16 protein-coding genes and 1 riboswitch are annotated in these 13,648 nt (G+C 67.7%); of the genes, 14 read left to right on the forward strand and 2 right to left on the reverse strand.

Annotation, left to right across the window (positions count from 1 at the left end; genetic code table 11):
* Nucleotides 1-80 precede the first annotated feature (80 nt).
* The 12 genes from cobO (at nucleotide 81) to cobU (ending at nucleotide 10,200) form a co-directional block, all read left to right on the forward strand.
* Nucleotides 81-689, forward strand: coding sequence for a cob(I)yrinic acid a,c-diamide adenosyltransferase (gene cobO / locus SGR02S_RS05025; RefSeq protein WP_067106313.1), 609 nt, complete (start codon nucleotides 81-83; stop codon nucleotides 687-689).
* Nucleotides 686-1,987, forward strand: a complete 1,302-nt coding sequence (locus SGR02S_RS05030) for a cobyrinic acid a,c-diamide synthase CobB (protein ID WP_067106315.1) — start codon at nucleotides 686-688, stop codon at nucleotides 1,985-1,987. The genes cobO and SGR02S_RS05030 overlap by 4 nt, the downstream gene beginning before the upstream one ends.
* Nucleotides 1,988-1,999: 12 nt before the next feature.
* Nucleotides 2,000-2,189, forward strand: a riboswitch (cobalamin riboswitch).
* Nucleotides 2,190-2,335: 146 nt separating this feature from the next.
* Nucleotides 2,336-4,288, forward strand: a complete 1,953-nt coding sequence (locus tag SGR02S_RS05035) for a TonB-dependent receptor plug domain-containing protein (protein ID WP_082796970.1) — start codon at nucleotides 2,336-2,338, stop codon at nucleotides 4,286-4,288.
* Between the two features lie 32 nt (nucleotides 4,289-4,320).
* Complete coding sequence (locus SGR02S_RS05040; RefSeq protein ID WP_067106320.1) at nucleotides 4,321-4,866, forward strand: hypothetical protein; 546 nt, start codon at nucleotides 4,321-4,323, stop codon at nucleotides 4,864-4,866.
* Between the two features lie 2 nt (nucleotides 4,867-4,868).
* Nucleotides 4,869-5,276 (forward strand): DUF1636 domain-containing protein, encoded by a 408-nt coding sequence (locus SGR02S_RS05045; protein WP_067106321.1) that lies wholly within the window; start codon nucleotides 4,869-4,871, stop codon nucleotides 5,274-5,276.
* Entirely contained in the window at nucleotides 5,273-6,289 is a 1,017-nt protein-coding gene (gene cobT, locus SGR02S_RS05050) for a nicotinate-nucleotide--dimethylbenzimidazole phosphoribosyltransferase (protein ID WP_067106327.1), read from the forward strand. Before SGR02S_RS05045 ends, cobT begins: the two co-directional genes overlap by 4 nt.
* The gene (locus tag SGR02S_RS05055; RefSeq protein ID WP_067106328.1) at nucleotides 6,286-6,855 is read left to right on the forward strand and encodes a histidine phosphatase family protein; all 570 of its coding nucleotides are present in this window, start codon (nucleotides 6,286-6,288) and stop codon (nucleotides 6,853-6,855) included. Before cobT ends, SGR02S_RS05055 begins: the two co-directional genes overlap by 4 nt.
* Nucleotides 6,852-7,574: an adenosylcobinamide-GDP ribazoletransferase gene (locus tag SGR02S_RS05060; RefSeq protein ID WP_067106329.1), complete on the forward strand. Its 723-nt coding sequence runs from the start codon at nucleotides 6,852-6,854 to the stop codon at nucleotides 7,572-7,574. The genes SGR02S_RS05055 and SGR02S_RS05060 overlap by 4 nt, the downstream gene beginning before the upstream one ends.
* Entirely contained in the window at nucleotides 7,571-8,551 is a 981-nt protein-coding gene (locus SGR02S_RS05065) for an aminotransferase class I/II-fold pyridoxal phosphate-dependent enzyme (protein ID WP_067106330.1), read from the forward strand. Before SGR02S_RS05060 ends, SGR02S_RS05065 begins: the two co-directional genes overlap by 4 nt.
* Nucleotides 8,544-9,482, forward strand: a complete 939-nt coding sequence (gene cbiB, locus SGR02S_RS05070) for an adenosylcobinamide-phosphate synthase CbiB (protein ID WP_067106331.1) — start codon at nucleotides 8,544-8,546, stop codon at nucleotides 9,480-9,482. The genes SGR02S_RS05065 and cbiB overlap by 8 nt, the downstream gene beginning before the upstream one ends.
* Entirely contained in the window at nucleotides 9,482-9,691 is a 210-nt protein-coding gene (locus tag SGR02S_RS05075; RefSeq protein ID WP_067106332.1) for a hypothetical protein, read from the forward strand. The genes cbiB and SGR02S_RS05075 overlap by 1 nt, the downstream gene beginning before the upstream one ends.
* Nucleotides 9,688-10,200 (forward strand): bifunctional adenosylcobinamide kinase/adenosylcobinamide-phosphate guanylyltransferase, encoded by a 513-nt coding sequence (cobU, locus tag SGR02S_RS05080; RefSeq protein WP_067106333.1) that lies wholly within the window; start codon nucleotides 9,688-9,690, stop codon nucleotides 10,198-10,200. Before SGR02S_RS05075 ends, cobU begins: the two co-directional genes overlap by 4 nt.
* Before the next feature lie 184 nt (nucleotides 10,201-10,384).
* Here cobU and SGR02S_RS05085 read toward each other — a convergent pair whose 3' ends face one another.
* On the reverse strand, nucleotides 10,385-10,774 hold the full coding sequence (locus SGR02S_RS05085) for an MFS transporter (RefSeq protein ID WP_169799644.1): 390 nt from the start codon (nucleotides 10,772-10,774) through the stop codon (nucleotides 10,385-10,387).
* Between the two features lie 21 nt (nucleotides 10,775-10,795).
* Here SGR02S_RS05085 and SGR02S_RS19525 point away from each other — a divergent pair, with 21 nt between their 5' ends.
* Complete coding sequence (locus tag SGR02S_RS19525; RefSeq protein WP_212598507.1) at nucleotides 10,796-11,011, forward strand: hypothetical protein; 216 nt, start codon at nucleotides 10,796-10,798, stop codon at nucleotides 11,009-11,011.
* A 128-nt stretch (nucleotides 11,012-11,139) separates the two neighbouring features.
* On the forward strand, nucleotides 11,140-12,054 hold the full coding sequence (locus tag SGR02S_RS05090) for a LysR family transcriptional regulator (RefSeq protein WP_067106339.1): 915 nt from the start codon (nucleotides 11,140-11,142) through the stop codon (nucleotides 12,052-12,054).
* Between the two features lie 140 nt (nucleotides 12,055-12,194).
* Here SGR02S_RS05090 and SGR02S_RS05095 read toward each other — a convergent pair whose 3' ends face one another.
* Nucleotides 12,195-13,646, reverse strand: coding sequence for an alpha-L-fucosidase (locus tag SGR02S_RS05095; RefSeq protein ID WP_067106341.1), 1,452 nt, complete (start codon nucleotides 13,644-13,646; stop codon nucleotides 12,195-12,197).
* Between the last annotated feature and the right edge of the window lie 2 nt (nucleotides 13,647-13,648).

The following is a 13,648-nucleotide window of genomic DNA, read 5'->3' on the forward strand; positions in this document are numbered from 1 at the left end:
TCACCCGTTCGGGCGACGAAAATCAGCGGTGCGGTGCCGGACGGCGCCGCGCCAGAGCGACGTCGTGCCCGGAGGGAAAGATGACCGAAGACGAAATCAATGAGCGCCACAATGAAAAGGCGCGCAAGCGGCAGGCTGCAAGAGCCAAGATCATGGCCGACAAGACGCGGGAAAAGGGCCTGCTGATCGTCCACACCGGCAAGGGCAAGGGAAAGTCGACTGCCGCCTTCGGCATGGTGTGCCGCGCGCTGGGGCACGGGATGAAGGTCGGCATCGTCCAGTTCATCAAGGGCGGCTGGGCGACTGGCGAGAAGGCCGTCTATTCGGCCTTTCCCGGGCAGGTCGAGCACAAGGTCATGGGCGAAGGCTTCACCTGGGACACGCAGGACCGTGCGCGCGACATCGCCTGGGCGCGCGCCGGATGGGACGAGGTGAAGCGGATGATCGCCGATCCCGACATCGCGATGGTTGTCGCCGACGAACTCAACATCGTATTGCGCTACGAATATCTGCCCGTCGACGAGGTGGTCGCGGGCCTGCTCGATCGAGGCGAGATGAAGCATGTCATCGTCACCGGCCGCAATGCGCCCGAGGCGCTGATCGAAGCCGCCGACCTCGTCACCGAGATGGTGCAGGTGAAGCACCCGTTCCGGTCGGGCGTGAAGGCGCAGCGGGGAATAGAGTTTTGAGCGGCCAACTCGCGCCGGGACTGCTGGTCGCGGCGCCGCGCTCGGGGGCGGGCAAGACGCTCGTCGCGATCGGGCTGCAGCGCGCTTTCCTGCGCGAAGGACTCGGCGTCGCTGCGGCAAAATGCGGACCCGACTATATCGACCCCGGCTTTCACGCCGTGGCGACCGGGCGATCCTCGGTCAATCTCGACGGCTTCGCGATGACGCCGGCGATGCTGAAGGGGCTGGCGGCGCAGGCGGCCTGCGGCGCCGATCTGGTCGTCGCCGAAGCCGCGATGGGGTTGTTCGATGGCGCGGGCCGGAGCAGTACGGCGGCCGAGGTCGCGCGGCTGACGGGTTGGCCGGTCCTGCTCGTCGTCGATGCCGAGGGCGCGGGCCAGAGCGTCGCGGCAGTCGCGCATGGCCTCGCGACCTTTCCCGGCGCGCCGCCGGTGGCCGGAGTCATCGTCAACCGCGTTGCGAGCGACCGTCACGCCGCGATGATCGCCGAAGGATTCGACGCGCTCGACCTGCCGCTGTTCGGCATGATCCGCCGCGATCCAGCGCTGGCGGTCGCCTCGCGCCACCTCGGGCTGGTGCAGGCGCGCGAAGACGGCGCGTTGGACGAGCGGATCGACGCCGTCGCGGCCATCGTCGCGCGCGATTGCGACCTCGCCGCGATCCGCGCGGCGGCGCGTGCGACCTCTCCGGCCTCGCCCGTCCGACCGCGCCTGCGTCCGCCGGGGCAGCGCATCGCCCTCGCCGCCGACGATGCCTTCGCCTTCTTCTATCCGCATCTGGCGTCGTGGTGGCGCGATGCGGGCGCGGAGATTTGCAGCTTCTCGCCGCTCGCCGACGAGGCGCCGCCGATGGACTGCGACGCCTGCTGGCTGCCCGGCGGCTATCCCGAACTGCACGCGGGCAGGCTGGCGGGCAATGCGCGCTTCATGGCGGGGCTGCGCGCCTTCGCGGCGCGCGCGCCGGTGCATGGCGAGTGCGGCGGCTATATGCTGCTCGGCCGCAGCACCGAGGATGCGGACGGCATCGTACATCCGATGGTGGGGCTGCTGCCGGTCGATACCAGCTTCGCGAAAAGGAAGATGTCGCTCGGCTATCGGCAGGCGCGGCTGTTCGCGCCGACGCGCTTCGCCGATGCCGAAACGCCGCTGTGGGGGCATGAATATCATCATGCGACCATCACATCGACGAACGAAGGCACCCCCTTCGCCCGGCTTACCGACGCGGCAGGTCGCGATCTCGGCCCCGCCGGCCATCGCGCCGGTCCTGTGACGGGCAGCTTCTTTCACTTGATCGCCTGACGCGATTTGCCTAACGAGCAGGCCGCGACAGGTTCCCCGAAAGGGGATTGAAAGGGAATGGGGTGCGAAACCCCTGCTGCCCCTGCAACTGTAAGCGGAGAGCCATCGGGCCATATGCCATTGGGACCATCGGTCCTGAGAAGGCGGCCCGGACCGGCGTCGACCCGCGAGCCAGGAGACCTGCCCGTCGCCGTCGTCTTTCGCGCGGACAGGGTGTGCCGGGCGGACGGGGGTGAACCCGACAGACGACAAAGGTGACCGCGCGGCCGCGCGGGCCGATGTCGTTCGCCTATCAGGGTGGGCCGCCATCGACCCAGCGACCGAATGGTCTTGTCGATGGGGTATCCTATGTTCCGTGTTATTGTTCGAAGTTCCATTTCACTGGCGGCACTTGCAGCCGGCTTTCCCGTATCGGCCGCAGAAGCCGCCAACGCCGCCGCGACGTCCGAAGAGGACAGCATCGTCGTCACCGCGACGCGCGCGCCGCTCGCACTCGACGAGGTGCCGTCGACGATCACCGTGCTCGACAAGGCGGCGATCGACCGGTCGCAGGATATCGGCGCCACCGAGTTGCTGTTGCGCACGCCCGGCATCACCATCTCGCGCAACGGCGGCTATGGCACCGCGACATCGCTCCGCATCCGCGGCGCCGAGTCCGATCATACCGTTGTCGTGATCGATGGCGTGAAGCTCAACGATCCGGCGGCGGCCGGCGGCGGCTATAATTTCGCCAACCTGCTGGTCGGCGACATGGAGCGGATCGAAATCCTGCGTGGTCCGCAGTCGATCCTGTGGGGCAGCCAGGCGATCGGCGGCGTTGTCAATATCGTCACGGCCATCCCCGAAAAACCGCTGGAAGGCAGCTTCGACATCGAGGCCGGGTCGCGCAACACGGTCAGCGCGCGCGCCGCGATCGGCAGCCGCACGGGCCCACTGAGCTGGCGCATTGGTGGGCAAAGCTTCACCACCGACGGCATTTCGGCGATCGCCCCAGCCTTTGGCGGCGGCGAGCGCGACGGCTATCGCAACCGCAGCGTGACGGGCCGCGCCGAACTGGCGCTGGCTTCGAACCTCAGCGTCGAAGTGCGCGGTTATTATTCCACGGCGCGCGTCAACCTCGATTCGACGAGCGGCGATACGCCGGACTACGCGCTCAACGAGGAATTCGTGAGCTATGCCGGCGCCAACTTCGACCTGTTGGATGGGCGTTTCCGCAACCGGATTTCCTATTCCTACACCGACACCGATCGCAGCAATTACGGGCCGCTACGCGCCCGTCCCGTCAGCCTTCAGGCCAAGGGAGAGAATCGGCGCTGGGAATATCAGGGCAATATCGATGTCACGCGCGGCGTCAGCGCGGTCTTCGGCGTCGAGAATGAACGGTCGAGGTTCCGCAGCCGCTCGCCTTCGGGTTCGCTGGCGACGCCCCTTCCCGACTTCGCGATCGGCAAGGCGGACGTGACGAGCCTTTATGGCCAGCTCAGCGTCGAGCCCCTGAACGGGCTGACGATCAACGGCGGCGTCCGCCATGACGATCACGACCGTTTCGGCGGGCAGACACTGTTTGCGGCGGGCGGTGTCTGGCGGCTGCCGACCGGGACCATCCTGCGCGCGAGCTATGGCGAAGGTTTCAAGGCGCCGACGCTGTATCAGATGTTCAGCGAATATGGGAATGTCGCGCTCGACCCGGAGGAAGCGCATGGCTGGGAAGCAGGGATCGAGCAGCAATTGTTCGGCCGCGCTCTGACGGTTGGCGGGGTCTGGTTCGATCGCACCACGACCGGGCAGATCATCTTCAATTCCTGCTCGCCCACCACGCCCAATCCGCTCTGCTTGGTCCCTGGCGATTCCACGCGCCGTTCGGGCTATTATTCCAATGTCGCGCGCGGCGAGGCGCATGGGATCGAGGCGACGGCGGCGCTGACGCTGGGCGCGCTGACGCTCGACGGCAATTATAGCTGGATCGTGGCCGAGGATCGTTCGCCGGGCGCGACCAATTTCGGCAGGGACCTGCCGCGCCGTCCGCGCCACGCGGCCAATGCGTCGGTCGGCTATGCTCTTCCCTTCGGTCTCGACGTCGGAGCGGCATTGCGCTGGTCCGGCAAGAGCTTCGACAATGCGTCGAACAGCATCGTCCTCGACGATTACACGCTTATCGACCTGCGCGCCGAATTCAGATTGTCGGAGAATGTCCGCTTCTTCGCGCGTGCCGAGAACATCTTCGATGAGAATTATATGACGGCCTACCGTTACGGCACACTAGGCCGCGCCATCTACGCCGGTTTCCGGGGACGCTTCTGATGCGCCCGCATTTTCAGCCAGAGGAGAAGAATATGAAGACGCCTTCTACCGCTCTCGCGCGCAATGTCTGGGTCGGCACCATGGCCGGGGTGAGCACCGTCGCCTCGATGATTCTGGCCTGTGCAACGCCCTTTCCGTCGCTGGCCGCGCTGGCCGCGACGCACGTGCCGCGTCGCATCGGACTGATGCTGATGTTCGTTGCCTGGTTCGCCGCGCAGGCCGTGACCTATTTCATGCATCAGACGGGCAACCCGGCGTGGCCGTTCGCGCTCGGCATGGCGGCGGTCGTCTCGTTGCTGTCGGCGGAGGCCGTCGCGCGCTCGATGCGCAGCCGCCCCGCCGCCGTGCGGATGAGCGCCAGCTACACCGCCGCCTTCGTCGGCTTCAAACTCGGCATTCTCGCTTGGGTGGCGCTGCTCGACCATGGCTGGGCGGCCTTTTCGGGTGAAGTGCTGCTGCGCCAGTTCGTGCGCTATGGCGCGATCTTCGCCGGACTGCTGGCGGCGCAGGCCCTGCTGACGCGCGCGGGCTTCAGCCTCGACGTGCCCGCCAACGTGTCGAGACCGCAGGCCGCGTGACGATGCTTCGCCCCGCCGCCGACGGCCCCTCCGTCATCGTGTGCAACACCTGCCGTCACGGCGAGGATGCGCGCGAGGATGAAGAGGGCGTGCGCGGCGGGGCGCGGCTCGCCGGGCTGCTGCGCGGACTTGCCCGCAGCGAGCCCGCCTATGCGCGGATCGCGGTGGAAGAGATGCCCTGCCTGTTCGCCTGCAAGGAATATTGCGCGATCCATATCCGTGCGCCGGGGAAGGTCGGCTATGTGCTCGGCCGCTTCACGCCGGACGAAGCGGCGGCGCGCGCAATTCTCGACTATGCCGTGCATCATGCCGCCAGCGCCGAAGGCCGCGTCGCCTATGCCGACTGGCCGGAAGGCGTGAAGGGACATTTCCTCGTCCGCGTTCCGCCGCCGGGATTCGTCGCCGAATGACCGCCTTTGCCTCGATCGCGGATTTCGAGGTCGCGCTGGCGCGTCCGCGGAATATCGACGGCGAAGCGCAAGAGGCGGCCCGCGCGCGCCAGATGACGCTGACCAAGCCCGCCGGATCGCTGGGGCGGCTGGAAGACATCGCCATCTTCTTCGCCGGCTGGCAGTCGCGCGCGCGCCCGCGCCTCGACCGCGCGCGCGCCGCGATCTTCGCCGGCAATCACGGCGTCGCCGTGCACGGCGTCAGCGCTTTTCCCTCAACCGTCACGGCTCAGATGGTCGCCAATTTCGAGGCGGGCGGCGCGGCGATCAACGCGCTGTCGGCCGCCGCCGGACTGGAATTGAAGATCGTCGCGCTCGACCTAGACCGGCCGACCGCCGACTTCACGGCCGGGCCGGCGATGACCCCGGCCGAATGCCTCGACGCGCTCAACGCCGGGGCGGCGGTCGTTGACGAGCGGATCGACATGATCGTGCTGGGTGAAATGGGGATCGCCAATTCGACCGCTGCCGCCGCGCTATGCGCGCGCAGCTTCGGCGGCACGGCTGCCGACTGGGTCGGCCCCGGCACGGGCGTCGATACTCAGGGCGTGGCGCGCAAGGCCGAGGTGGTCGAGCGCGCGGTCGCCGTCCATGCCCATGCCGGGCGTTCGGCGTTCGAGACGCTGCGCCGCGTCGGTGGCCGCGAGACGGCGGCGATCGCCGGTGCGGCGGTGCGGGCGCGGCAATTGGGCGTTCCCGTCCTTCTCGACGGCTTCATCTGCTGCGCGGCGATCGCGCCGCTGGCGTCGGACAATCCGGCGATCGCCGACCATTGTATCGCGGGCCATTGCTCGGCCGAGCCCGGCCATGTGCTGCTGCTCGAAAAGCTTGGGCTCGATCCGCTGCTGTCGCTCGGGATGCGGCTCGGCGAAGGGAGCGGGGCGGCGGTGGCGGCCGGGGTCGTCCGCGCGGCACTCGCCGCGCACGACCGGATGGCGACCTTTGCCGAGGCCGCAGTGTCGGCGTCGCTGTGACCGGCTTCGCGCTCCATTTGCTGCGCCATGGCGCGCCCGAGCGACCGGGGCTGCTGCTGGGCCGGACCGACAGCGCGCCGACCATGGAAGGAATCGCCGCCTGCGTCGCGCAGGCGCGCACCGTCGGCGTCGAACGGCTGATCGCGTCGGACCTGCGGCGCTGCCGGCTGGCGGGCGAAGCAATCGGAGCGGCCATCGGCCGGCCGCTCGCCGTCGACCCCCGCTGGCGCGAAATCGATTTCGGCGCGTGGGACGGCCGCGCGGCCGAAGAGATCGACCGCGAGGCGATGGCCCGTTTCTGGGACGATCCCGACGCCAACCCGCCGCCGGGCGGCGAACGCTGGTCGGCGCTCGTCGCGCGCGTGTCGCGCGCCGTCGCCGGGCTGGAACCGGCCCCCACGCTCGTCGTCACACACGGCGGCGCGATCCGCGCGGCGTTGCACATCCTCTGCGGCTTCGAACGGCGTCCTATATGGTCGTTCGACCTGCCATATGGCGTCCTCGTCTCGCTGCGCCTGTGGCCGGGCGACGCGCCGGTCGCGCAGATTACCGGCCTGCGCCCATGAAGGGATTGCTGATCGCCATCCAGTTCCTGACGCGGTTGCCGACGCCGCGTCTGGCGGCCGTTTCCAGCGCGGAATTCGCGGCCTCGATGCGCTGGTTTCCGGCGGTCGGGCTCCTCGTCGGCGTGATCGTCGCCGCGGCCGCATGGGGCGGCGGCAGGCTGGACGGCTGGTCGGGAGCCTTGCTCGCGCTGCTCCTGTGGGTGGGCGTCACCGGGGCGCTTCATCTCGACGGGCTGGGCGACATCGCCGATGCGCGCGGCGCGGCGCACAAGGATCGCGACTGCATGATCGCCGCCCTGTCCGATCCCCATGTCGGCAGCTTCGCGATCGTTGCAATCGTCCTGCAACTGGTCGCCAAGCTGGTTCTGCTCCATGCCCTGATCGAGTCGCAGGCCTTCCTCGCCATCGCCCTCGTCCCCTTCGCGGCGCGAACGGGGCCGCTCGGCTGGTCGCGGTGGCTGCCCGATCTTCACGCGGGGCTGGGTTCTCGCTTTCGCGGCGGCGTCCGCATCGGCGATCTCCTGCTGTGGGGCACGCTGCTCGCGGCGGCTTCCTGCTGGTCGCCCGCGCTTCTCGCTACACCCCTCTTCCTGCTCGGCTGGGGGTGGTGGCTGCGCCGCGCGATCGGCGGCGTGTCGGGCGACGGCCATGGCGCCGGAATCGAAGTGACCGAAAGCCTGTCGCTGTTCGCAGCGCTGCTGTGGCTGCAAGTCGCATGAGCGAGCCGTGGACATGGCACGGCGGTGACCTGTCGGCCGCGAAGCGTCGGTTCGGCCCGGGCGACGATCCCTGGATCGACCTGTCGACGGGGATCAACCCCAACCCCTGGCCCGATACGGAGCGCGTCGACACCGACTGGCGGCGCCTTCCCGAACGCGGCGCCATCGCCGGGCTGGAGGCCGTGGCGGCCTCCTGTTTCGGCGTCGCCGCGCGCCACGTCTGCGCCGTCCCGGGAACCGAGATCGGCCTCCGCCTCGCCGGCGCGCTGATCGGCGGCGAGGCCCGATACGCTGCACCCGGCTATCGCACGCACGGCGAGATGATTCCGGACGCAATGGCCACGGGTGCAGACGCAATCGGGCGGCATGGCGGCAGCATAATCCTCGCCAATCCCAACAATCCCGACGGCCGGACCGTCACGCCCGCGACGCTTCGCGACCTGCTCGCGAGCCGGGGCGGGACGGGCTGGCTGCTGGTCGACGAAGCCTTCGCCGATGTCGATCCCGCGCTGAGCCTCGCACCGGCGGTGGGCGACGACGCGCGCCTGATCCTCTTCCGCTCCTTCGGGAAATTCTTCGGGCTGGCCGGGGTGCGGCTCGGCTTCGTGCTGGGGCCGGAGCCGTTCCTGCGCGATCTGCGCGCCCTGCTCGGCGCCTGGTCGGTGTCCGCCGCCGCCGTGGCCATCGGCGCCGCCGCCTACGCCGACGCGGACTGGATTGCCGCCACGCGCCGCCGCCTGCCGAAGCAGGCAGCCGCGCTCGATGCGCTGTTGCGGGAGGCCGGATATATGCCGGTCGGTGCATGCCCGCTGTTCCGGCTCGTCGAGACCGCCGACGCGCGCGCCTTGTTCGAACGGCTGGCGCGCCGCGCCATCCTGACGCGGCCCTTTGCGGAACAGCCGCAATGGCTGCGTTTCGGCCTTCCGGGGGACGACGCAGCGCTCCTGCGGCTGAAGGCCGCCCTCGCCGATGGCTGATCCGGTCACATTGGCGGCGCTGGGGCTCGACGCCGCGCTGGGCTGGCCGCGTACCCTCTACCGGCTGGCCGGGCATCCGGTCGGATGGTTCGCGCGGCTGATCGACGCCGCCGAGAGGCGTTGGAACGGACCGGAACGACGCTTCGGCACGCGCCGCCTGCTGGGGCTGCTGACCGTCCTGCTGCTGGCCGGGCTGGTCGGCGGGACGGCCTGGCTCGTCCAGTCGCTGCTGCTCGAACGGCTGGGCGCGTTCGGGTGGGCGGCCGTGGCGCTGCTCGCCTGGCCGGCGATCGCGCAGCGCAGCCTGTTCGACCATGTCCGCGCCGTCGCCGATGCTCTCGATAGCGAAGGTCTGCCCGCCGCCCGCGCCGCCGTGGGCGCGATCGTCGGCCGCGATACCGCCGCACTCGACGAAGGCGGCATCTCGCGCGCCGCCATCGAAAGCCTTGCGGAAAGCTTTTGCGACGGCGTGACCGCACCCGTCGTCTGGCTGCTGGTCCTGGGGCTGCCGGGGGTCTGGACCTATAAGGCGGTCAACACCGCCGACAGCCTGATCGGCCACCGCGAGGAACGCTGGCGCGCCTTCGGCTGGGCGGCGGCGCGCGCCGACGATCTGCTCAACCTCATCCCCGCCCGCCTGTCGGCGCTGCTGATCTGCCTCGCGGGCGGCGGCGGCTGGCGCATCCTGCGGCGCGACGCCGGTAAGCACGCCTCGCCCAACGCCGGATGGCCGGAGGCGGCCATGGCGGGCGCGCTCGGGCTGCGCCTCGCGGGCCCGGTCGCCTATGACGGCGTCCTGCACGACAAGCCCTGGATCGGCGACGGAGCGCGCGCGCCGTCGAGCCTCGACATCCGCCGGGCGCTGCGTCTCTACCTCGGCGCCTGCGCGCTGCTCTGGCTTCTCGCGGGGGGTGCCGAATGGGTGCTGTGATGCTGCAGGCGACCGGGTCCGACGTCGGTCAATCGGTGCTGGGTTCCTGTCTGCACGGTCTCTTCGCCTCCGTCGACCGGCGCCGCGCGCTGCTGGGCCACATCGGGGTCACGGCGAGCGGTCGCGACTATCATGCCGATTTCGATGCGCGGCATGGCGATGTCGGCGGCTTGCTCGCGCCGGCGGGAAGGGGGAAGGGGAGCGCATGACCGGACGAAGCCTTTTCGTGCTGGGCGGCGCGCGATCGGGAAAGAGCCGATACGCACAGGCGCGCGCCGAAGCGATCGCGGGCCGGCACATCTTCATCGCCACGGCGGAAGCCCATGACGCGGAGATGCGCGACCGTATCGCGCGCCACCGGGCGGACAGAGACGAACGATGGCAAACGGTCGAGGCGCCGCATGATCTCGCCGCCGCGCTCGACGCCGCCGATGGCGCGGACGCCGTCGTCCTGGTCGATTGCCTCACCATCTGGATATCCAACCTCATGCTGGCGGAGGCCGATTGCGAAGCCGCGACGCGCGAGCTTTGCGAAGCCATTGGGCGGTTCGAGGGCCAACTCATCCTCGTCGCCAACGAGGTCGGCCTCGGGATCGTGCCGGACAACGTACTGGCGCGTCGCTTCCGCGACGAAGCCGGTCGGACGAACCAGGCCGTCGCTGCGGCTGTCCAGGAGGTGCAGATGATATTCGCTGGCCTTCCGCAGCGCCTGAAATAGTGCGCCGCATGAAGGGATGCGCATGGACTTGCGTCCATCAGCCAGAATGAACGAGAGGTCGCTTGCGCGTCTTTCGAATGCGGCGAATAACGCAACGGCAACACGCGTCGGCGGGCCACCCATCGCAGCACCGCAGCTCACGTTCCATCACGTGCGCTTGCTTCGACAATCGCAATTTTCATGCTCATGCATTTCCGCGTCGGTGTATGCCGGCTGCGATTGCGACCAGAAGACCGGCCATCAGCAAAGGCATCGCGGCGATCGTCGCAATCGCAGGTAGGCCGAAGCCGCGATCGAGCATCATGCCGCCTGCCATGGGGCCGAGCGTCCCGCCCGAAAAGCGGCCCATGCCGGTCGTGACACCAATTGCCGTGGCGCGGATGCGGCTCGGAAATATCCATGCACCGAACCCGATAATTCCGCTGAACGCTCCATCAATGAAGAAACTGATGAACGCGAGGACGGCAACCGTCGTTGTGAAATTTCCGTGATCGCGCAGCCCCGGTGCCAGCGCGACGGCACCGATAAGGAATGTGGCCGGCAACAGACGGCCCGGTTGGACCCGAGCCATCAACGCCGCGACGCCAGGAAGCCCTTGTTCGCTCTCAAGCTGGCCAAAGAGGCAGTCAATGCGGCTCAAGACGCGCAGGGACGGGCGGGAGCGATGCAGACTGCATTTGCCTATCATCAACTCAGCCACGCGCATAACATGCAGACGCTTGGCACCCTCATCGATACGCGCGGAATCATGTCGAAGAACGTCGATTATAATGCCAAGGTATACGACCCGGCCAAGGGTTCGACTTCCTGACGGCATGTTGATTCCCGGTTCGCACCATCGGGGTGTCCCGCCTCCGGGGAAACCTGGCGTCGCAGGTGCACCCGGCTTCCCGCCGTGATAGATCGTATCAAAGTTCTTCAACCGGACGGGCTAAGTTGATGCGTGGCCGACACCAGGTAAATCTTGAATCGCTCAATCTCTTCGTTCTGGCGGCGAAGCTCGGAAGTATTTCCAAGGCCGCCAACGAGATGAACATCGCGCTCGCCGCGGCCAGCCGGCGGATCAAGAACCTGGAAGAATATTATGGCGCGCGGTTGTTCGACAGGACCGGGCGCGGGGTGGAGGCGACATCGGCCGGCCGGGTTCTGCTGGACCATGCCCACCACGTGTTCAGGCGCCTCGACATCGCGACGCGCGATCTCGTGGATTATGCCAGCGGTCTCATCGGAACCGTCAAACTCCACGCGTGCACGTCGGCGATCGCCCAATTTCTGCCGGAGGATCTGTCACGGTTCGCGGCGACCTATCCCGACACGCGAGTGGATCTGCGCGAAGCCTACACCGGCAACATCGTTTCGCTTATCCGTGAAGGCCTGGCTGATGTCGGGATCGTCATGGCGGGCACGATTACCGACGGCCTGGACACGGTTCCGTATAAGGAAGACAGGCTCGCGATCGCGGCGCCGAGCAACTTTCGCGAAGGTATCGACAGGATGCAATTCGCTGACCTCCATGACGAAAGCTTCGTCGTGCTGGAGGATAACGCATCGATGACTCGCCTGTTGCAATCGGTTGCCACCACGACCGGCATGCCTTTACAGATCCGCGCGCAAGTCGACAGCTTCGATGGCGTCTGCCGGATGGTCCAATCCGGTTTCGGGATTGGCATCCTGCCGGTCGTCGCCGCTCGCAACCTGGCCTATTCGCTTGGACTGCGCTTGATCGACCTAGATGAGACCTGGGCGCTGCGAAAATTCGCCATCTGTACCAACCCTCATTTCCCCGCGACATTGGCCATGCGCCGGATCGTCGAATTCCTGGGCCAGAAAAATAAATCCACCGACAATCCGTGACAAGGCACCGTCAGTCCGGGGCGACACCGGCGCCGCATGGCGCCCTGACGTGTGCAACGATTTTCACCCTTTGTGAAACCGTTTGGAAAAACCGCCGGGTGCCCGACGCTGACCGTGACGACTTCGGTCGTCTTGCTACCCTAAACCGCGACGGAAACAGCCGTGCCGACAGTGTCGACGCAGGAAGAAGCGAAGGTCAGTTGCAGATCGGGGCCGCGCGCCTCGATCTCGACCGGGCTGCCATCGCCGAGGCGGACCCCCTTGCCCGAGAGGGCCAGATTCTTGATCACCAGCCGCGTGTCGGCCACCGGCCCCTTGACGATCAGGTTCACGCGCCCCGGTGCGGCGGTGAAGCGGACGGCAAGCCCGCATTCGGTCTCGCCATCCGATTGCGTCCATGGCCGCGTGCCGTAGATGGCGTCGCCATTTGCGCGGAGCCATGCGCCGAAGCGTTTCAGGCGACGAAGCTGTTCGTCGGGTATGCCCGCGTCAGTTGCGCGCGGCCCGATGTTCAGCAGCAGATTTCCGTTGCGTGACACGGCATCGATGAAATCGTGGAGCAGCGTATCGGCGCTGGCGTAGTCGCTTTCGTCGTCGTTGCGGTTGAAGCCGAAGCTGTGACTCATCCCCCGTGTCGCTTCCCATTTCTTCTCCTGGATTTCGGCGAAGGCTGCATATTCGGGCGTCCGAAAATCGCTGTGCGGAATTTCCGGCGGAATGATCCCCTGCGATGCGTCGGGACCCTGCCTGGCGATCGCCGCCTTGATCTTCCGGTCGACATAGCGCCGCACCAGCGGAATTTTCAGCAGGTCGCGCTGCAGGCCGGCCGCCACCCAGCGGTCGTTGACCACGCCGTCGGGCACCGCACGATAATAGTCGGCGAACAGCCGGTACAGCGGCCTGGGCCGCGTGGGCCAGCTGATGTCGTTCCACAGCACCGACGGTTCATAGCGGTCGATCAGTTCGCGCACCTGCGCCATCGCATAGGCCGGATAGTCGCCACTGGGCGTCGAAGCGATGAAGTCGCCGAGCGTTCGCAGCGGGCGCCGGTTGAAGGTCCAGTCGATCCCGCCCGAATAATAGACCCCGAAGCGGAGCCCGGCGGCGCGCACCGCCGCGGCGAGCTCGCCGACGATGTCGCGTCCGGTCGTCCATCCCGCCTGATGCGGGTTCGCGATCTGGCTGGGCCACAGGCAAAGCCCGTCGTGATGCTTGGTGACGAGCACGACATAACGCGCGCCGGCGTCGCGAAACGCCTCCGCCCAGGTGGCGGGGTCCCAATGGTCGAGTCCCGCCTCGAACGGCTGCTTGAAATCCTCATAGGGCGCATCGCCATAATGCGCCCGGTGGAATTCGGCAGAAGGCGTTCCCGGAACCTTGATCGCATTCCAATACCATTCGGTATAGGGCACCATCGCGACCGCCCGGTCATAGTCCCTGGCGAAGGCTTCGCCGATCGAACCAAGGCGCGGGGCAAAGCCGGGGATGGCGAACGCGCCCCAATGGATGAAAATCCCGAACTTCGCGTCCTGATACCAGTCGGGGAGGGCGCGCGCGTTCAGTTCGGTAAGCGTCCGGGCGGTGGAAGCCATCA

The sequence above is a fragment of the Sphingopyxis granuli NBRC 100800 genome (genome assembly GCF_001591045.1).
Lineage (GTDB): Bacteria > Pseudomonadota > Alphaproteobacteria > Sphingomonadales > Sphingomonadaceae > Sphingopyxis > Sphingopyxis granuli.

Excerpts from the sequence above, each read along its gene's own strand:
- cobO (WP_067106313.1), top strand. The coding sequence starts at position 81 with ATGACCGAAGACGAAATCAATGAGCGCCACAATGAAAAGGCGCGCAAG.
- SGR02S_RS05035 (WP_082796970.1), top strand. The coding sequence starts at position 2,336 with ATGTTCCGTGTTATTGTTCGAAGTTCCATTTCACTGGCGGCACTTGCA.
- SGR02S_RS05040 (WP_067106320.1), top strand. The coding sequence starts at position 4,321 with ATGAAGACGCCTTCTACCGCTCTCGCGCGCAATGTCTGGGTCGGCACC.
- SGR02S_RS05045 (WP_067106321.1), top strand. The coding sequence starts at position 4,869 with ATGCTTCGCCCCGCCGCCGACGGCCCCTCCGTCATCGTGTGCAACACC.
- cobT (WP_067106327.1), top strand. The coding sequence starts at position 5,273 with ATGACCGCCTTTGCCTCGATCGCGGATTTCGAGGTCGCGCTGGCGCGT.
- SGR02S_RS05060 (WP_067106329.1), top strand. The coding sequence starts at position 6,852 with ATGAAGGGATTGCTGATCGCCATCCAGTTCCTGACGCGGTTGCCGACG.
- SGR02S_RS05065 (WP_067106330.1), top strand. The coding sequence starts at position 7,571 with ATGAGCGAGCCGTGGACATGGCACGGCGGTGACCTGTCGGCCGCGAAG.
- cbiB (WP_067106331.1), top strand. The coding sequence starts at position 8,544 with ATGGCTGATCCGGTCACATTGGCGGCGCTGGGGCTCGACGCCGCGCTG.
- SGR02S_RS05075 (WP_067106332.1), top strand. The coding sequence starts at position 9,482 with ATGCTGCAGGCGACCGGGTCCGACGTCGGTCAATCGGTGCTGGGTTCC.
- cobU (WP_067106333.1), top strand. The coding sequence starts at position 9,688 with ATGACCGGACGAAGCCTTTTCGTGCTGGGCGGCGCGCGATCGGGAAAG.
- SGR02S_RS05090 (WP_067106339.1), top strand. The coding sequence starts at position 11,140 with ATGCGTGGCCGACACCAGGTAAATCTTGAATCGCTCAATCTCTTCGTT.
- SGR02S_RS05095 (WP_067106341.1), bottom strand. The coding sequence starts at position 13,646 with ATGGCTTCCACCGCCCGGACGCTTACCGAACTGAACGCGCGCGCCCTC.